This window comes from Acidobacteriota bacterium (assembly GCA_016196065.1).
In the GTDB taxonomy this organism is placed as follows: Bacteria; Acidobacteriota; Terriglobia; order Terriglobales; family Acidobacteriaceae; genus Acidiflorens.
Genome location: JACPYL010000010.1, coordinates 705,349 through 722,631 on the forward strand (window position 1 = coordinate 705,349; position 17,283 = coordinate 722,631).

The following is a 17,283-nucleotide window of genomic DNA, read 5'->3' on the forward strand; positions in this document are numbered from 1 at the left end:
GTTTGGGTTCGGGTCCCTCGAAAGATTCGCGCTAATGGATGACTTGCATTACGCCACCGCTTGCAGCAGCGCTGCAAAATTTCACCGGCGGCGACCAAGGATGATTTTCCATGAAAACTACTCTCAGACTCGCTACCTACCTTCTCTTGACCTTCGCTATCGCCAGGCCCGGTTTCTCCATTGCTCCGCAGAATCTGGTTGCCGGAGTGGGGCCGATCACCAACATTGCCAACTGGTCCGGATACTCCGCGATGAGCGCGATTTCCGGTCCCGCAGTATTTCCTGTCACCAGTTCGACGACCGTGTTGTACATGGCGTTCACGCAAGGCAGCCAGGCCGATATCGGCAACATGGTCCTCTATCAGACGTCTGCCAGAGACCCCCAGATTGCCGCTGTGATCGCGGTCACCCTTAACGGTGTATCGAATCCGAGTATCAATCTCACCGATCCTGCGGTTTGCCCGGTGCAGCCTGTATCGGCCGCCAGCCCGTGCATCGTGAGACTCGATCCGATCGCGCTGCAACTGTCGGCAGCTTCCGACTACTACTTTGTGTCCTATTTTTCCGCAGACAGCAATAACCAGCAACTCGGTTTGTCCCAGCCCCATTTTTTGACTAGCAGTCTTACCGGCGGGTTCATTGGAATCGACACAACGCACCTGACGGTTGGCCAGTCCGTGTCGCCCGGCAACAGTGGGACCCCTTACGGGCTGATCGCGGTGATGAGCAATTAACCCATACGGAATTTCGATCGGTTGCCGTTTGCAGGTCTCTGCAAAATTCAACGGCTGCCGGGAAGGGACAACATCCATGAAGAACCGATTCAACTTCGCCTTGCCCGCTCTGCTCCTGTTGGCGATTGCAACGCAGGGTTGGGGACAGACCTCGCAGAACCTTGTTGCCGGCACAGGCGTAATCAACAGCGCAGCAACCTGGCAGGGATCATCTGCACTGAACTTGATCTCAGGGACCACCCTGCTTCCAATCACCAGCAAGACGACAGCACTTTACATCGCCTTCACCGCCGGCTCCGTTGTAGATATTGGCAAGATGGTGATGTACAGAACAACCGGGCGGAATAGCCTGACGATTGCAGGAGTGACGACGGTGAAGTACGGTGGCATCACCAATCCAACCATAAACCTTTCTGACCGGGCGATCTGCCCGGTGCAGCCCGTGTCACTCGCGCATCCTTGCTTCGTAAGGCTGGATACGGTGAAACTCAAACTCTCGCCGCTGCTGGATTACTATTTCGTCGCGTATTTTCCAAATAGCTCCAACAATGCGGCAGTCAATAGTGCCACGTCCCAGTTTTCTACGAGCACGCTCACGGGGGGCTTCGATCCGAAGGATGACACGAAGCTCAAAAAGGGCAATGCCGTGCCAGACGTCAACGACGGTCACTCATACTTCTTGGTGGGGGTGATGAATAACTAAGGAGAAACGGCGGCGAAAAAACGGCAATAATATACTTTCCGAATCAGGTTCTCGGGGGGATGATGGGGATGGGGGGGTGCGTTTGATAACCCCCCTAAAACTTATGTTCCTTACTTACCTTGACGATTCTGGGTCTGATAGAAAGTCTCCCGTTGTTCTCGTAGGGGCCGTTCTGATAAAGGACTCCATAATTCTAGAAATGGAAACCATAGGAGGACTCGTCATAGAACGATTTATCCCAGACGACAAAAAAGATGATTTTGTCGAGTTCCACGCTGGGGAATTATTCCATGGGAAAGGGATATTTGAAGGTATCGACGAACCCTCTCGCCATGGGGCCATCGCTGCCCTGCTACAACAGGTCGCAAGGTTCAAAATTCCTTGTATTTATTCAGCCGTTAAAAAGAGCGTTTTTGTAAATGGTGTTCTCGGGTCCGCCAGTCCGTTTGATGTCGCATTCAGGATGTGCAGTCTTGGCGTACAGCGCTATCTCACTACCAATAATGAGCACGAAACGGCACTATTTCTTTTTGACGATACTACTGACGGGGTGCTTAAGCGGCAACTTCAAAGTAGCTTCAGAGAATTGAGGCCTCGCATTAAACCGCCATACTGGGAAGGTCCGCATCGACTGTTCAACATACATGACGCAATGTATTTTGGTTCTTCCCGTGATTCCATAGGAATCCAAATTGCAGACTTGTGTAATTATTTTATTTTGAGACATCTAAAAGGTGAAAAAGATGAACTGTATGACATATTCAAGGAGTATGTAGTCTGCTCTAGTATCGAACCGGATTGGACAACATATAGACACCTGTTTGTGGAGCACCGATAGATGAAGCCAGGTAATGAATTCGAGAAATTCGATTCGACAATGCGAAAATTGATCAAGGTTTCGCATAGCGAGATCAAAGCCAAGCTGGACAAGGAAAGGTCGCTCAAGAAACGAATTCGTCATGCGAGTTCGTTCCACTACTTTCGAGTGGCAACGCTGTTCATCTTGGGGAAGGAGAAGCGGGCTGCTGGTCGAGCGTCGAGTAGTGGCATTCCAGCATCCATTGAACCGTGAACATGAGCACCAAGGTCGTTCCGCCTAGCCAGCGAGTCTGACTCAACCGGGCTGGCACTACGCCGTAGAGAACGCCTGCAATTTCCACGATCGGACGCAGCGCCGTCATCGGACCAAGGATCATGACGCTGGTCGCGGCCCGAATATCTGTGGAGGGAATCAGACGCAAGGTGAGGGTTCCCAGCACCAACACGGCGTATGGCACATACACGGTTAGCATTCGATTGCTCGCATGAATCAAATCATCGACGAGGACTTGCTTCTCTGCCGTCGCCAGCAACATCACCAGCAGAATCGCTCCGGAGATTGCGCATCCCGCCTGCGCGAAAATGATTCCTCGCTGTACCGCGCTGCGGTAGTAACTGGCTTTCTCGATCAGGGCACACCGGCCGGCAGCAACGCGGTACGCGCACAGTGCGCAGTCGGTGGTCGCGAGCAGGTACAGGACGAACAGCGTCATGCGGGTTCTCTCAGCCTCGCGGCCCTCCGCCCCAACTGGTTTCGCAAGGTGTCGAACATCGCGCTCTGCACTCCCACAATGGAGTGAAAGACTCGCGGCAAGGGCGTGTTCCAGATGTGCTCACCGTACATGGCAAGTCGAAACGATGGAGCGCCAATTTTCGCCGCTTCGAGGAGCGTGGTTGCCGAGTGTGCCCGCAAGGCGGAGAGTACGCCATCGTGTCTGGCCAGCGCGGTTCTCATCCTCACGTAGTGAAAGAACCACGAGCCCGGACGCGCCAAAGGCGAAGGCTTGAAGTCGAAATGCACAAATGCGGCAACGCCCGATCGTTCATGATTGCGAAAGAAATCCGTCAGCGCCTCGCCGCGAAAATGGTGCACGACTCCTGTCGTGAAGAACACGTGTCCGCCAACATCTTTGCTGAAGGCGCTCGCCCTCATGAACCGGCATTTCAGGTTTTCCAGTGCGGCCAGCCGCTGTGCCTCTGCTATTAGAGCGTCATTGAAGTCGACGCCAACCAACTCAACGTCATCGCCGAGATTCCCCAGAGCCGCCAGCCAGCGAATGGCGAACCCGGTGCCGCAACCAATATCGACCAGCCGCACAGGCGGCCGGACACCATGTTGACGCAGCGTGCGCAACAAGGGAAGCAGGAGTTCGCGCACACGGCTGCCATGATGAAACTCCTCGGCCATGCGCTGCATTTCGCAATGCGTCTTGATCAGAAGGTGATCGACGGCGTGAGGATCGAGGAAACCGTGTTGCGCCGGAAGGCCCGCCACTACCCGCGCCGCTTGCCTGTTTTTCGATTGCAGGAAGCGGGAGACTACCTCGGACTTTCGCACCGGCAGCCGCGCCAGTGAGGCAGTATCGAATTGCGTGATCAGGTCGGAAACTTCGGGATCAGTGGCACGCATTTTCAGCGCAGCCTATCACGAAACCTGCACCGTGGGACTGGTCAAAGTCGATACCTGCTCTGCTTCTTCGACATTTGTCGGGTGGCGCACTTCTCCAGCGCCGCCCACCGCGAACCGCTAACCCGAGCGAGTTATACTTCCGGCGAGATGTGGTCCGTCCGCCGGAGTTCGTTCTATGCCAGACAAAATCAACTATTCGCTCACGCCGATCGGCTTCGTTCAGTCCCCGCTCAAGAGTCGTCACAACGCACCCAGGCAGGGAAGTGAAGGAGCACCCGACGCATGGATCGAGATCGTATCGAAGGTGGCGCGAGGCGCCCGAGAAATTGAGTTAGGCGACGAAGTGATTCTCATCACTTGGTTTCACAAGGCGAAGAGAAGTGTTTTGAAAGTGCATCCGAGGGGAGACAAAAACACGCCTCTCACGGGAGTCTTCTCCACACGGTCACCTGATCGTCCCAACCCGTTGGGCTTGCATCGCGTAAAAGTTCTGGAGATCGACGGCAGCCGGTTGCGAGTCGGCCCACTCGAAGCGATCGATGGGACGCCGGTGGTCGATATCAAGCCGGTGCTTCGCGGTGACTGATAGCGGCGTTCGATTTTCGCCGTTACGGGCGCGGGTGCGAACTTACATTCCCTTCCGTCATGCCGAGCACCCACTTGATGGCTTCGAAGTACATCTTGCGAATTTCGGGATCGGTCCAGGCTTCCTGCGTGTGTCCGAGGCTGGAATAGAAGACGCGGCCTTTGCCGTACATTTTGTCCCAGGCAACGGCGAAATCGTGGTCGGTTCGATGGACACGCGGGTTGTCAAAATTCAATTTCTTCGGATCGAGACTGAGCAGAACGTTGACTTTGTCGCGCGACCACTGCTTGGCCTGATAAATTTCGTCATACTTCACAAACATTTTTGGAAAATGCCGGACCGCAGGGAAGCTCGGGTCTTCATTGATGATGGGCGCCATGAACGTAGACCACGGATGCTGGTCGAACCATCCGCCAATCATCTCGGAGTATTCCGGCCATTTGTAGCTCGTGTCGAGCGCGGCGTGGATGCCGACAAAACCTTTTCCGTCTTCTTTGATAAACGACAGGATGTCTTTCTTCTGGCTATCGTCGAGGTCGAGTTCACCGGTGGTGCTCACAAAAATCAGGGCATCGAAGTAATCCAGGTTCTTCGCGTTTCTGTCGCCCAGGTTTTTCTTGGTGAGGAGTTCAGTGTCGGTGCGCAGCGTAGCGTCCCACAGACCGCTGTCGTGGCCCATGTTGTAAATCGCGGCCATCGCATCCGGAATCGAATCGTGCTCCCATCCCTTCGTCTGACTGATGACGAGCAGGTGCTTGAGGTGGATTTCATGAGCATGCGGCGGAGGTGGCATGGACGGATCCACGGCCGCGTCCTGGGCGAAGGCGAAGGTTCGCAGGATTAGAAGAGAGAGAGCGAGGTATTGAGCGATTCGAACTCGGCGCATCGGATGTGGGCTACCTTTCGGGGGGAAGTATAACCCGGGGCCGGTTCCTACCCAGCAGCCACGTGCCACTTTCCCATCTCGCCGCTTGCGGGCACATTGCAGCAGATCTTTGCATGCCCGGGTATCTACTACCGCAATCCGTTGCAACTTGCAGGATTAAAGCGACTTAATTTCCGTTTTCGATTGAAACTGACTGGCTGACCGTGGTCAACTTGCGAGATCGTCCTCCCCGGGCGGTCGTGAACTCGTATGAGAATCCAAGGGCCTTCAGTATCGACATCCACATCCTTGTCCTCGTCTATCCGTTGGATTGAGATCATCCTGTGCCTTTGGATTGCGGTCGCTGTTGCCGGTCGAGCAAATGCCCAGGACTATCTCGTGACCAACGACGACGCCTACGGTATTTCCCTTTACTCGATCGGAGCGCGGGGCGTTTTGAGTTTTGCCGAACGAATTCCCGGGCCGGGCGTCGGGATCCAAGGCGGATATTTCGGGATGAACCGCCTCGCCATTCTGAATAACGGATCCCAGCAATGCATCTTCGCGTCGGAAGCCTTGACCGGTGACATCGCGTGGATGGAATTCGGCAGCGGAATGTTCCAGGGAGTTGCGACGGGGTCACCGACTGATGGAGGCACATCGAACGGCATCGGACTTGCCGCGAATTCCAATTACCTGTATGCCAGCTTTAGCGACTCGAGCACCATCGGTACGTTTCAGATCCAAGCGGGTTGCGCGTTGCGTCTGGTCAATGATGTGTCCGTGGGCGGGCTGCGGGGTGGAGTCATCGACGGCATGGCGGTCCACGGCAACATGCTGATTGTCACGTACGCGGATGGCACCATCGAGTCCTTCAATACTGCGGCCGGTTCCCTCGTACCGAACGGAGACAAGCAGACATCAACCGCTTCGGCGAATGGCACGACTTATCCGAACGGGATTGACATCACGCAAGACGGACACTTTGCGCTCTTCGGAGACACGTCGACGGCCACGGTTGTGGAAGTGTCCGACATCTCGCTAGGCCGGCTGATGCCTACGAAGGTTTACCGGACGCATGCGGGCATCAGCTCCAGTAACTTGATTCTCAGTCCTGATGAGACGATCCTCTACATCATCAGTACGCAGGGGGACGTCGTCGTCGCTGCATTCTTCGATAAGGCCACGGGCCAGCTGTCGCGCGGATGTACATCGGGAAGCCTCAGACACTATGGAAGGGCGTTTTCGTATCTGGGCGGCGCCGCGTTGCAACAGACAACCGGCAATGGAGGCGGAGTCTTTGTTACAGAGTTTGGCGCCCCGTCGAGCATCGCCTCCGTCAATCTGACGGTGAGCGGAGGCAGGTGTCATCTGGCAGAGGCGCAAGGATCTCCCGTCCCCGACTTCTACAGCGGAGGGCTGCTTTCAATCGGGAGATTTCCTCCGCGGTCTTTTTAGCTTCGAGCGGAAACGTTTTCATCACACTGATCGAGGAAGAGCATGTTCACTGCAGGCCGGTGGTGGTTGGCAGTATTTGTCGGGGGACTCTCCTTCACGCAACTTTGGGCGCAATGTCCTGATCGGCCCGCACAGGGCACCGTCGTACAGGATCCCTACACGATCCAGTCATCGAATGGAGTGCTGCAGGCCACGCTCTCACTCGGATATTCCGTTGACCAGGCTGGATTCTCGCACTACTGCTACCAGTACCAGACGCCCAGCGGAATCGTGGAAGCGCCGACTCTACGGCTCAAACCAGGCGATCAGCTGCAACTGAGTGTTGCCAACGTAATCAAGAACAACGATGCCTCGCTGATGAAGATGGATCATTCCAGCGATGGAAATAAATGTGGAGATGGCGGCGCGGCGACGATTAATTCCACGAACGTCCATTTTCATGGCATGCCTATCCCCCCAACCTGCCATCAGGACGACGTGATCAACACGCTGATCCAGCCGGGATCGCCTGCATTTGATTTCAACATTCAGATTCCCAAGGACAACCCTCCCGGCCTGTATTGGTATCACCCGCATGTGCACGGGTTCACCGAATTTCAAGTGAACGGAGGCGCAGCGGGGGCACTCATTGTCGATGGAATGGAGCAGGTTCGCCCGGAGGTAAAGGGGCTAACCGAGCGAGTGTTCGTAATCCGCCAGCAATACCTCGTTCCGTGGATTCCCGGCCCCTACGATCTCACCGTCAACTATCAGCTGACGCAGTTTCCAGAGCACCTCCCACCGGTCGTCAAAATGAAGCCGCGCGAGAAACAATTCTGGAGAGTCGCGAATACCACCTTGCAAAACTTCATGCCTCTGCAGGTCACGTTCCATGATCGGCCGCAAACGCTCCTGCTCATCGCGCTCGACGGTTATCCGCTGAAGACCCCGCGCGAAGTGAAGACGATTCTTCTTCCACCGGCAGGCCGCGCGGAATTCATCATCGAAGGGCCACCTGCAGGAGGCACTGGTTTATTCCTGACGGGAGGCTATGACACGGGGCTGACCGGTAATCCTGATGTTTCGCTGTTGCTGGCCTCCATTCAAACCGACAGCGGGGGACAGCCTCAAGCCAAGGCGCAAGAGCCTTCCGCAAAAAAGCCCCCTGAAGCAAGTGCCATTTCGTCCGAAGCGGCGACCCCTGCTCCCGTTATCAAATGGGCTGACCTCGCATCCAAAACCGCGACCGTACAACGCAAGGTATATTTTTCCGAACAGTTCGGCGGCACGAATGGTCCGATTCAGTTCTATATCACCGTAGACGGACAGAAACAGAAAGTATTCGAGGCGGATGAGAAGCCGGTTATTACAACCCATGTGGGAGCCATTGAAGAGTGGACGATCGAGAATCGGGCGCTGGAAACGCACGCCTTTCATATTCATCAGATCCACTTCAAACTTCTCGAAGTCGACGGCAAGCCGGTCCCCGAAGGAGACATGCTGGACACCGTCACGGTTCCTTTTTGGAACGGCAAGGGTCCTTATCACAGCGTAAAAGTCCGGATGAATTTCAGCGATCCGACTACTGCCGGCACGTTTCTATTCCACTGCCACATCCTCCTGCATGAGGATCTCGGGATGATGCACAAGATCCGCGTCGATCCTTGATTGTCACCCGCCGTAACGTTTCGAGCGCTTGTTTCACCATCGTAGTGTGCATCGGAGATTGCGATTGTAGGTAACTTTCGCGACGAAGATTCTACGAGGTGAGAACATGCTCAAGGCAGCGCTGGTAGCTCTTTTCCTGATCTTCCTGACCGGATGCGACGTTCCAAAGGTCCGCTTGACGGTGGAGACCCGCGATCCACAGGGCAGCGTCATCGACAGGGCAGACATAACCAACGGAGACACAAACGGCCGCGATTTTCGCGTGAACGGGAATGGCTCGATTGCGTTGACAGCCTCCGCGGACGACAGCGGCGGACTGAGCGCTCTCGACATCGAGGGCGGATTCTCCTGCAACAAGACCACTGGAGGCATTGGGAGCGTGCAGCAGGGTACCTTCAATGCCAACGATCCAGCGCTGCCGGGGCAACATCCGACGAGTTCGAGCTTTCAAAATGTGTCTCCGGTGCAATGCTCTGGTGGAACCTATACCGGCTCTGCGCACGCCTGCGCAACTACGGCAGACGGCAAGAGTCGCAGTTGCACGAAAGACGCAACCTTCAAGTAAGGGCGAACGATTTTGGGGTGGGGCGAGTCCGGAGACAGACAGTGGATCTCGCGAGCCGCAGTCACTCGCAGGGAGCGCGGCCGGCAGGCTCGAATTGATCTAACTGCGCATCGCGCTGCGTCGCGACGTGGCCGCCGGGCGCTTTGCCGTAAAGTTCTTCGCCGGCGCAGTAGTACAAGGCAGTTTTGGGATCGACCCACACCGAAACGCTGGGATTACCGCGTCTAGGCGGCGCTTCCGGCGCTTCGGCGAGTCCGAGACTGACCATGGCTCGCTCCCACGGACGCAGGCGCGGCTTCTGATGCGCTCCTGGCGCGGGCGTCGCCGAGAGTACCCACACCATTGCGAAAGTCGATACCGCGATCGCGACGACCAGGTAAAAATCCGCGCGATGAAAACGCAGTTTCAGATTCAGATCTCGCAGGCTCCATGGTTTCATCACCGGCGATTCCTCGGCGATTTCTTCCGGAGCCAGTTCACCTTCTGCAGCTAACTCGGTTACGTCGGGCAATATCCTAAGTTGCGAGAGTCCAGAGTTAAATGACCTATCGTTGGCCAGTAACTCAAGCGGAGCGTGGTCTATCTCGGCATCTGGGTGGGCGAAAGCTTCATGCCGACGAAGCTCTACAAGGTCGGGTGTAGGAGCTTCGCTCTCCTTGTCGGTCGGCAGGTCGACAAGTCCTGATTCGATGCGTGGCGTTTCGAAGTGACGCGGTGGAAAGGCCGGCAATTCGATCTGTGAAACGATGTTCGGTGATGCAGGGGCCGGTGATCCGAGGTTACGTGGCTCGACGTTTGGTAACCGTCCGTCCGGTGATTCGTCTGCGGGATCGCCAGCGGATTTCTGAAACAAGCCTTGCTCCTGGCTCATCAACCACAGGGATGCCCATTTTCGTTGTAATTCTTCTCCTTGACGAGGTTCACTCGCACAGCGCTCACACAAGGGAGAGTCGTCCAGTGCGGGAGCGCCACACTGGCTGCAAACACGGGCCGGAGGGCGCGCATTCTTCTTGCGCTGGGCATTGTGTTCCTGAATGGTGAAGGCTGCCGCCAGCATGTCCTGAAAGGACTGCTCGTCAAGCATCAGCTTGGGCCGGCTATAGGACATGGGAGTCAGAAGGGGAGCAGCCCGAACTGCCTATATTGTAGTGCAGTTTTCATGGTTGAAGCGCAGGAAAAAGGTCGCAGGTGTTAGGTCTTAGGTCTCAGGAAACCATACCTAGGTTCGGGGATAGGCGGCATCGGCCTACTTAGCGGGAGTCTTCCACTACCTACCTGGAACCATGATTTCCAGAAACCAGAAACCAGAAACCAGAAACCAGAAACCAGAGACCTGCCACCTGACACCTGCCACCTGACACCTGCCACCTGACACCTGACACCTAAGGCCTGCCCTTCAAGGACGTACCCCTTTGGTTCCCGATTCCGGATTCCACAATGGGAATCGCCTCATGAGGGAACTCTGATCAAGTGGCAGGCAATTTTCTCGATCAAGATCTAAGTTGTTGGATCGATGGTGGTTTCGATGACAGCGAAGAGTTGGCGAATAGCGTGCATCCAGGTAATTATCCCTTGACAGTAGGTACATGTCATGCTAACCTCTTTGCTATCAAGGTAGGTAAAGCGCTATGAGCAACCGCAAACCGCCGATGAAACCCTTCACTCTCAAGCACTTCCAAGCACAGTTCCCGGATGACGCTACCTGCCTTGAGTGGCTTCGCAATTATCTCTACCCGGATGGCATCCACTGCAATACCTGCCAGCGAGTGACAAAGCATCACCGCGTTGCGAGTCGCCCGTCCTACTCCTGCGACTACTGCGGCCATCACGTTCATCCGACTGCTGGGACGATCTTCCACAAGTCGCCCACTCCGCTGACTACTTGGTTCTATGCGATCTACTTGATGGCTCAGACGCGTTGCGGAATCTCCGCAAAGCAGATCCAGCGCGAGACTGGCGTCACTTACAAAACAGCGTGGCGCATGTTCAAGCAGATTCGCACGATGCTCCAAGACGACAGTCCTATTGGCGGGGGCGGCAAGGGCGTTGAGATGGACGAAGCCGTGTTCGGCGGCTATCGGAAGGCGGGGGCTGGCCGGAAACTGCGGAACGACCGGATGGCCAACAAGACTATTGCGATCGGTATGGTCGAGCGCAAGGGAAGCATCCGCGCATTCACCGCTGCGGACATTAAGAGCGGCACACTGTTGGAGATCGCACGCGAATACATCCTTCCCAAGAGCGTTGTCTTTACGGATGAACTCAACTCCTATCAGGGACTCCCGCACATCACGAATCGCGGATATGAGCATCGCAGAGTGAATCACAGCGCTCGCGTCTACGTCTCCGGAACGACTCACACGAATACCATCGAAGGATTCTGGAGCCTGATTAAGAGAGGTATTTCCGGGGTTTACCATCAAGTTGGAAGTCACTATCTGCAGTCTTACTTAAACGAGTACAGCTTCCGATACAATCGGCGGTTTGACGTTCAGCCGATGTTCCTCAGTTTCTTGCAGCAAGTAGAAAAGAGGGATACTGTTGTGCGCCAATTGCCTGCTGCGGTTGAACCATTCTGAATGAGTGATGAAAGGACTAGAAATGGGAACTCCTTCAAATCCGCCATTTCCCGAACATGTTTTCGGAATATTCTGTGGAGACATCAACGCACCCAATACTCAAAAGTTTGTTCAGAATTTGACACTTGCATCTAATGCTGGTGTCAAGAACGTCCACATTCTTTTCCAATCATGGGGCGGGTTTATAGGCGATGGAATTTTCCTATACAACATGCTGCGAACATTTCCCGTTGATGTAACGCTCTACAATGGCGGTCAAGTCGCCTCGGCAGGAGTGCTCGCCTTCCTTGGAGCCAAGCATCGCAAGACCGCAAAAAACGCACTCTTCATGATTCACAAAAGCAGCCATACTGGCACTCAACCCGCTACCTTTGAGAAGCTTAAGGTGATCCAAAAAGGAATGATCCTTGAGGATTCTAGAGTAGACGCCATTTTCCATGACAACTTGAGCTTGCCCGAGGAAGTGTTGGTTGAACTTATTCATAGTGACGTTAACCTGTCCGCAGATGATGCCATTAAATATGGTATTGCTCAAGAACTCGGAGACTTCTCCCCATTGATAGACTCGAAAGTCTTTAATGTTTTGGGGTAATGTCAGTTTTTCGGCTCGCTTTTTTTAGAGCAGACTCAAATTCCTCTTTGGTGAATTGCGGCCGCTCTTCCTCCGCTTTCTTCGCGGAATCCATTCCTGGAACATTCTTCTTCATTAAAATATTGTCTTTTTCGTTCCGCATTTTTTCTAGCTCCGGCCTGTTGAGCGTCTCGATAATTTTAATCGCTGGTACGACGATGCCGATTCCCAAGTTTACTCCGCGCTGTTCGACATGAGTTATCTGGGGATTGTTGATCTCCGATTCCTCTATTTCCCAGTGACCGTGCATTAGTCCAAGTAGTTTGAAGGAAGCGGAGCCCCCGAGCATTTCAACGTCTTTGCCATATTCGTTCTCCCGAACGTGCGTCCTAATTGTCGGGCGAACAAACGCTGGCGATCCACTGAGGCCTCCAATGGAGCGAGACTCGATCAGGTAAACATCTGCGTACCCCAAATTCGTTTGGATCTGATCATTCGGAATCATCGCTAAATTGCCGTTCCGAACGAGCGGCATGTTTTTCTTCGCTCCCGGAGACGGGGTGAATAAACCCGTGACGAACACTTCATCTCCAACCCACACGTCGCCTGTTCGTGTCGTCTCCGGAGTCACGAAATCGCGGACATTGATTGACATGAAGTCCGCTTCCGAATCCATATTCACTGGAGTAACGGCAAGATCAGCCGTGCTATCGGTAGGATGCAACCACCATCGATCACCGATGCCGGAAAGCACTTTCGTGCCGCGAATGACATGGTTAACCAAGAAGTACACCGGAACGTTCTTCAGTTCCTCGGCAATGTGTTTTGCGGTAACGAAGTAGACATGAATGAATCGGTCGTCGCGCGAGGCAACCGACACGAAAAACCCGGTGCCGTGCAAGTCGCCATAAACCTTCGATGCATCGCGGTGTCCTTCCTCCCCGACGAATCCCACACATTTGAGGACATAATCAGGCACACGCATAGGGTCATAGTATCGCCGTTCAATCCGGAATCTCCCCGGATACATGGCGACCGCTCCACCCCGATATGACACCTAGACGATACCTACTGTCAAGGGATAATTACCTGCATCCAAATCCGGCGGGTCGCGACCCCAAGAACCTAATTTGCTAAGGAGCGGACGAAGAATTCCATGATCAACCTCAACGAAATCAAGATCACACCTCGTGACCAGCAAGTACTGCGGCTGCTGGTGCAGGGCTGCAGCAACAAGGAAATAGCCGGCCAGCTGAGCATCAGCCCACGGACCGTGAAGCAGCATCTGCGCACGTTGTTTCTGCGGGCTGGTATTAAGGACGGCCGGAAACGGGTCAAACTCGCCACAGCCATGTTCATCAAGGAGCAGGTGCAACCATGCAACCGCGCGATCGGCTAACTCCGAAGGAAATCCAAGTCGCGACCCTGGTTTGGCAGGGTCTAACCAACCGGGATATTGCCGGCGCACTTACCACCAGCGAACAGGTGGTAAAAAACTACTTGCGGACCGCGTTCGACAAGTTGGGCGTGTGGACCCGGCTCGAGCTTGCCCTCTATGTCGCCAGTCATGGTGGTGCTGGCTGGCATCTGGAGTTGGGGCTGGCACCGCTTCCGGCACACAGCGATTGGCAGCTTCGGAACCATGACGAAGCGGGAAGAACAGGATCGGCTGTGGGTAAAGCCGCCGGCGCGGGCGGAGACTAGTTTTCGATGAGGATACCCATGACGAAGTCCCTTGGTGACGCGGCGCCCTTTACGCTGGCAAATTCCTTGTCCGGTAGTGAAGATAGCGCCGCGCATCACCGTCTTTCGTGGATGTCTGGTCGTCGATCGCCCTGATCTCTACTGTGCTTTCGACGGAGTCTAGACTCCTAGCGCAACCACTCCAATTTCCCCTATTGGAAACCTATTTCACACTGTCCTGATCGTGAGGTCGGACGCATGAGCCCTGCTTGGGCGTAGCCGCGGAGTTCTCTAAGGCTAGTATCGTCAATAGATTACCTGCGGAAAGTGTGCCTTCTCATGACCTGGAGCGGGACTCGTCAGCGTCATAGGTATCGGCAATGAAATTGCTCTATCTAGAAGTCGGACCCGTTTGACCCTTGTACATCGTCCCAAAGGAACTGAGGTAGGTATGGGATTCAAAGAGACTTTCTGGATGGCGTGCGACTCGACCGAGCAGTTGCGTGCCGAATACGGCCCGTTCCACACCCGCGCCGAGGCCGAAACGGAAGCCCGGAAACTCGGCTTCGGATACCTGCTTCGTTACGAGCACATCCTGGGACCGAACGAAGAAATTGAAGAGGTACGCTGCGTCTTTATTGAACTCTCTGACGCGGCCTCCTCGCCCAAATCGGGTGTGACGTTCCATACTCGCTGCGCCAGTTGTGGCGAGTCGGCGGTCCACGAGTTCTCGTGGCAAGCCGAAGTGTGGGCGGATATCCATGAATTCGAGCACTCTCGCCACAAGGTCAGGCTCTTCGAACATGCCGTCGGCGAAGGACTGCGAGAAATCGGCGACTGGCGAGGGCACGCCGCATAGTAGTCTGTTGCCATGGGCGTTCCACGATCTCGAGCGCGATTTCGACCAGGCACAGGGCGACTCAAGAAATCATGAGTCGAGTAAGTCACGTTTTCCTGGCTCTATGTTTCGTATCGCTGGCTTTTTCCCACCTGCTTTCCCAGACTACCCTCCACGTAGACGGAATTGTTCGTGACCCCAGTAGCGCCGTGATCGCCAATGCCACCGTCACTCTTGTCAGCGGTTCATTTCGCGTAACCACCAGCACCGATGATCGCGGGCGATTCTCCTTTGAGAATGTGCCCATGCTTTCCGGCACCCTCGAAGTCAAGGCGCCAGGATTCACTCCAGTCCGGCAGTCTTGGACACGATCATCAAATGATGGTGTTCACTTCGACATCGTTCTACAGCCTGAGGTTGGAACCGAACAGGTCACGGTATCCGCCACGCGCACTTCGGTTCGGCTATCGGAAACACCGGGCAGTACGGTCATGCTTTCAACAACCGACCTCGCGGCCACCCCGGCTCTGCGCGTGGACGATGCACTTCGTCAGGTGCCGGGATTCTCTCTCTTCCGGCGTTCTGGCAGCCGGACTGCGAACGCCTCGAATCAGGGTGTCTCGTTACGCGGATTAGGAGGAACCGCTGCGAGTCGCGCTGTCGTCTTATGGGATGGCATTTCGATGGTGGATGGTTTCGGCGGTTGGGTTTACTGGGACCGCATTCCTCGAGCGTCGCTTTCCAGCGTCGAAGTATTTCGTGGCGGGGCATCGAATCTCTACGGCAGCGACGCGCTCGGCGGAGTCGTGCAGTTCATCACCCGCCAACCGGAAAAGACGCCGGCTTTCAACTTCGAATTTTCCGGCGGAAACGAGAACACTCCCGACCTTTCCTTTTGGATGGGATCGCGCATCGGCAAGTGGGATGTCTCTCTCGCGAGCGAAATGTTTCGCACCGATGGGTTCATTCTGGTCCCAGGTTCCCAGCGCGGTGCTGTCGACACGCCCGCAAATTCCGAGAACGCCACCGTCGACCTGAACATCGGCCACCAACTCGGCGCGAACGGCAGGATTTTCGGACGCGGCAACTTCTTCACCGAATCTCGACACAACGGTACGCAGATTCAGACCAATGACACACGGCTTGGAGAGGGAGCGCTCGGCCTCGACAAATCATTTGGCGAGCGTGACTCATTGTCTGCCCGTTCTTACGGATTGGTTCTCGGATACAACCAGCGATTCTCGTCTATTCTTCCCGATCGCAGTGCCGAATCGTTGACCAACATCCAGCATGTCCCGGAGCAGGTCATGGGCGGCGGAGCGCAGTGGACACATGTCCTCGGAAAGAACCAGACCTTGATTGGCGGGGCTGATCTGATGGAAGTGATGGGTGAGAGCGACGAACAGCTCTTGTCCGGGCCCAACAAGAATCGCAACTCCGGAGGCAGGCAGCGCACGCTAGGATTTTTCGGCGAAGATATTGTCCGCATTCAGAAATGGACCGTGATTCTTGCCGGCCGCGTGGACTACTGGAACAACTTTCATGCCAGCCAGACCACGATTCCTACCGCTGGTGCACCCTTGATCACCCAATATGCCGACCGCAGCGCGACCGCGTTCAGTCCTCGGCTTTCGCTATTGCGCTCGTTGAACAGTCACGTCTCCGTGACGAGTTCGATTTATCGCGCGTTTCGCGCGCCCACGTTAAACGAACTTTACCGGACGTTTCGCGTGGGCAACGTGGTGACTTCCAACAATCCCTTGCTCAACGCAGAACGGTTGACCGGGGCGGAGGCGGGAATGAAAGTCACCGCGATCGAGAGCAAGCTTGATCTGCGCGGGACATTTTTCTGGAGCGACATCGTTAACCCGATCGCGAACGTGACGATTGACCCAAACTCCTCGCCCATCCAACGGCAAAAACAGAATTTGGGCCGAACGCGATCGCGAGGTGTGGAATTTGATGGAGTGCTGCGACCGGCTCGGGACTTCCAATTCTCTGCGGGGTACGCCTATACCAGCGCAACCATCGTGAGTTACCCAGTGCCCGCAGGCGCTGTGAATCTGGTTGGACTCGACGTTCCCCAGGTTCCACGCCACGCGTTGACATGGGAAGCTCGCTACTGGAATCCATCGCGCCTCATGCTCAGCCTCCAGGGACGATTCGCCGGCCAGCAATTTGACGATGATCAGAATCAATTTTCTCTCGACCGTTTCTTCTCGATGGATCTACAAGTAGGTCGCGCCCTCACCCGCAAGCTCGAAGTCTTTGGCGCCGTCGAAAACCTTCTGAACCAGCGCTACCAGGTCGCGCGTACACCGGTTGTCAGCCTGGGACCGCCGATCCTGGTCCGCGTCGGACTGCGCTTGAACTTTCCGGCCAGGATGTAGGGTGGACGCTCTTGTCCGTCGCTCCTGGTTTTGAGAGTGTTTCTTGGTTCTCTGTCTCTAGCAGTTTTGTATTATTGCGCCGCCGTGTTCCCCGCGTCTAAGTTGTCGCATCTCTAATTGTGTCCCCTCGTGGGTGGGGATACCCGACCTCGCGTCATGATCTAGCTGGCACGGTCGCAAGTCGAACGCTTCTCGCAATTGCTACAAACAAGAAA

The 17,283-nt window shown here is 55.2% G+C and carries 18 protein-coding genes; 13 read left to right on the plus strand and 5 right to left on the minus strand.

The window, feature by feature from the left end:
* The first annotated feature begins 110 nt into the window (after positions 1-110).
* The 3 genes from HY010_06345 to HY010_06355 all read left to right on the plus strand — a co-directional run bounded on the left by HY010_06345 (position 111) and on the right by HY010_06355 (position 2,275).
* The gene (locus tag HY010_06345; GenBank protein ID MBI3475332.1) at positions 111-734 is read left to right on the plus strand and encodes a hypothetical protein; all 624 of its coding nucleotides are present in this window, start codon (positions 111-113) and stop codon (positions 732-734) included.
* Between the two features lie 76 nt (positions 735-810).
* On the plus strand, positions 811-1,437 hold the full coding sequence (locus HY010_06350; protein ID MBI3475333.1) for a hypothetical protein: 627 nt from the start codon (positions 811-813) through the stop codon (positions 1,435-1,437).
* 76 nt (positions 1,438-1,513) lie between these two features.
* The gene (locus HY010_06355; protein MBI3475334.1) at positions 1,514-2,275 is read left to right on the plus strand and encodes a DUF3800 domain-containing protein; all 762 of its coding nucleotides are present in this window, start codon (positions 1,514-1,516) and stop codon (positions 2,273-2,275) included.
* Positions 2,276-2,435: 160 nt separating this feature from the next.
* Here the strand turns inward: HY010_06355 and HY010_06360 are convergent, their stop codons facing one another.
* Positions 2,436-2,969, minus strand: coding sequence for a hypothetical protein (locus tag HY010_06360; protein ID MBI3475335.1), 534 nt, complete (start codon positions 2,967-2,969; stop codon positions 2,436-2,438).
* A complete protein-coding gene (locus tag HY010_06365; protein MBI3475336.1) occupies positions 2,966-3,886 on the minus strand; it encodes a class I SAM-dependent methyltransferase in 921 nt (306 codons plus the stop codon). The genes HY010_06360 and HY010_06365 overlap by 4 nt, the downstream gene beginning before the upstream one ends.
* Before the next feature lie 175 nt (positions 3,887-4,061).
* Here HY010_06365 and tsaA point away from each other — a divergent pair, with 175 nt between their 5' ends.
* Entirely contained in the window at positions 4,062-4,472 is a 411-nt protein-coding gene (gene tsaA / locus HY010_06370) for a tRNA (N6-threonylcarbamoyladenosine(37)-N6)-methyltransferase TrmO (protein ID MBI3475337.1), read from the plus strand.
* A 22-nt stretch (positions 4,473-4,494) separates the two neighbouring features.
* Here the strand turns inward: tsaA and HY010_06375 are convergent, their stop codons facing one another.
* Positions 4,495-5,358: a ThuA domain-containing protein gene (locus HY010_06375; GenBank protein ID MBI3475338.1), complete on the minus strand. Its 864-nt coding sequence runs from the start codon at positions 5,356-5,358 to the stop codon at positions 4,495-4,497.
* Positions 5,359-5,646: 288 nt separating this feature from the next.
* On the opposite strand from HY010_06375, the gene HY010_06380 reads away from it, so the two are divergent.
* The 3 genes from HY010_06380 (at position 5,647) to HY010_06390 (ending at position 9,007) form a co-directional block, all read left to right on the plus strand.
* Positions 5,647-6,795, plus strand: a complete 1,149-nt coding sequence (locus HY010_06380) for a beta-propeller fold lactonase family protein (protein MBI3475339.1) — start codon at positions 5,647-5,649, stop codon at positions 6,793-6,795.
* 42 nt (positions 6,796-6,837) lie between these two features.
* Positions 6,838-8,442 (plus strand): multicopper oxidase domain-containing protein, encoded by a 1,605-nt coding sequence (locus tag HY010_06385; GenBank protein ID MBI3475340.1) that lies wholly within the window; start codon positions 6,838-6,840, stop codon positions 8,440-8,442.
* Between the two features lie 106 nt (positions 8,443-8,548).
* On the plus strand, positions 8,549-9,007 hold the full coding sequence (locus HY010_06390; protein MBI3475341.1) for a hypothetical protein: 459 nt from the start codon (positions 8,549-8,551) through the stop codon (positions 9,005-9,007).
* Positions 9,008-9,068: 61 nt separating this feature from the next.
* On the opposite strand, the gene HY010_06395 is transcribed toward HY010_06390, so the two are convergent.
* The gene (locus HY010_06395; GenBank protein ID MBI3475342.1) at positions 9,069-10,115 is read right to left on the minus strand and encodes a hypothetical protein; all 1,047 of its coding nucleotides are present in this window, start codon (positions 10,113-10,115) and stop codon (positions 9,069-9,071) included.
* 520 nt (positions 10,116-10,635) lie between these two features.
* Between HY010_06395 and HY010_06400 the strand changes: the two genes are divergently transcribed.
* On the plus strand, positions 10,636-11,586 hold the full coding sequence (locus HY010_06400) for an IS1595 family transposase (GenBank protein ID MBI3475343.1): 951 nt from the start codon (positions 10,636-10,638) through the stop codon (positions 11,584-11,586).
* Positions 11,587-11,593: 7 nt separating this feature from the next.
* Positions 11,594-12,178 carry an ATP-dependent Clp protease proteolytic subunit gene (locus tag HY010_06405; protein MBI3475344.1) on the plus strand — a complete coding sequence of 195 codons (585 nt, stop codon included), beginning with the start codon at positions 11,594-11,596 and terminating at the stop codon, positions 12,176-12,178.
* On the opposite strand, the gene HY010_06410 is transcribed toward HY010_06405, so the two are convergent.
* Entirely contained in the window at positions 12,162-13,142 is a 981-nt protein-coding gene (locus HY010_06410; GenBank protein MBI3475345.1) for a hypothetical protein, read from the minus strand. The genes HY010_06405 and HY010_06410 overlap by 17 nt on opposite strands.
* A 171-nt stretch (positions 13,143-13,313) precedes the next feature.
* On the opposite strand from HY010_06410, the gene HY010_06415 reads away from it, so the two are divergent.
* From HY010_06415 to HY010_06430, 4 genes are all read left to right on the plus strand, one after another.
* Positions 13,314-13,556 (plus strand): helix-turn-helix transcriptional regulator, encoded by a 243-nt coding sequence (locus tag HY010_06415; protein MBI3475346.1) that lies wholly within the window; start codon positions 13,314-13,316, stop codon positions 13,554-13,556.
* Positions 13,535-13,861 carry a helix-turn-helix transcriptional regulator gene (locus HY010_06420; protein MBI3475347.1) on the plus strand — a complete coding sequence of 109 codons (327 nt, stop codon included), beginning with the start codon at positions 13,535-13,537 and terminating at the stop codon, positions 13,859-13,861. The genes HY010_06415 and HY010_06420 overlap by 22 nt, the downstream gene beginning before the upstream one ends.
* A gap of 430 nt (positions 13,862-14,291) precedes the next feature.
* A complete protein-coding gene (locus tag HY010_06425) occupies positions 14,292-14,699 on the plus strand; it encodes a hypothetical protein (protein ID MBI3475348.1) in 408 nt (135 codons plus the stop codon).
* 71 nt (positions 14,700-14,770) lie between these two features.
* Positions 14,771-17,068 carry a TonB-dependent receptor gene (locus HY010_06430; GenBank protein MBI3475349.1) on the plus strand — a complete coding sequence of 766 codons (2,298 nt, stop codon included), beginning with the start codon at positions 14,771-14,773 and terminating at the stop codon, positions 17,066-17,068.
* Positions 17,069-17,283 lie beyond the last annotated feature (215 nt).

What these genes read in the sequence shown, in the direction of transcription:
- HY010_06345 (MBI3475332.1), top strand. Translation starts at nt 111, where the DNA reads ATGAAAACTACTCTCAGACTCGCTACCTACCTTCTCTTGACCTTCGCT.
- HY010_06350 (MBI3475333.1), top strand. Translation starts at nt 811, where the DNA reads ATGAAGAACCGATTCAACTTCGCCTTGCCCGCTCTGCTCCTGTTGGCG.
- HY010_06360 (MBI3475335.1), bottom strand. Translation starts at nt 2,969, where the DNA reads ATGACGCTGTTCGTCCTGTACCTGCTCGCGACCACCGACTGCGCACTG.
- HY010_06365 (MBI3475336.1), bottom strand. Translation starts at nt 3,886, where the DNA reads ATGCGTGCCACTGATCCCGAAGTTTCCGACCTGATCACGCAATTCGAT.
- tsaA (MBI3475337.1), top strand. Translation starts at nt 4,062, where the DNA reads ATGCCAGACAAAATCAACTATTCGCTCACGCCGATCGGCTTCGTTCAG.
- HY010_06375 (MBI3475338.1), bottom strand. Translation starts at nt 5,358, where the DNA reads ATGCGCCGAGTTCGAATCGCTCAATACCTCGCTCTCTCTCTTCTAATC.
- HY010_06385 (MBI3475340.1), top strand. Translation starts at nt 6,838, where the DNA reads ATGTTCACTGCAGGCCGGTGGTGGTTGGCAGTATTTGTCGGGGGACTC.
- HY010_06390 (MBI3475341.1), top strand. Translation starts at nt 8,549, where the DNA reads ATGCTCAAGGCAGCGCTGGTAGCTCTTTTCCTGATCTTCCTGACCGGA.
- HY010_06395 (MBI3475342.1), bottom strand. Translation starts at nt 10,115, where the DNA reads ATGTCCTATAGCCGGCCCAAGCTGATGCTTGACGAGCAGTCCTTTCAG.
- HY010_06400 (MBI3475343.1), top strand. Translation starts at nt 10,636, where the DNA reads ATGAGCAACCGCAAACCGCCGATGAAACCCTTCACTCTCAAGCACTTC.
- HY010_06405 (MBI3475344.1), top strand. Translation starts at nt 11,594, where the DNA reads ATGAAAGGACTAGAAATGGGAACTCCTTCAAATCCGCCATTTCCCGAA.
- HY010_06410 (MBI3475345.1), bottom strand. Translation starts at nt 13,142, where the DNA reads ATGCGTGTGCCTGATTATGTCCTCAAATGTGTGGGATTCGTCGGGGAG.
- HY010_06415 (MBI3475346.1), top strand. Translation starts at nt 13,314, where the DNA reads ATGATCAACCTCAACGAAATCAAGATCACACCTCGTGACCAGCAAGTA.
- HY010_06420 (MBI3475347.1), top strand. Translation starts at nt 13,535, where the DNA reads ATGCAACCGCGCGATCGGCTAACTCCGAAGGAAATCCAAGTCGCGACC.
- HY010_06425 (MBI3475348.1), top strand. Translation starts at nt 14,292, where the DNA reads ATGGGATTCAAAGAGACTTTCTGGATGGCGTGCGACTCGACCGAGCAG.
- HY010_06430 (MBI3475349.1), top strand. Translation starts at nt 14,771, where the DNA reads ATGAGTCGAGTAAGTCACGTTTTCCTGGCTCTATGTTTCGTATCGCTG.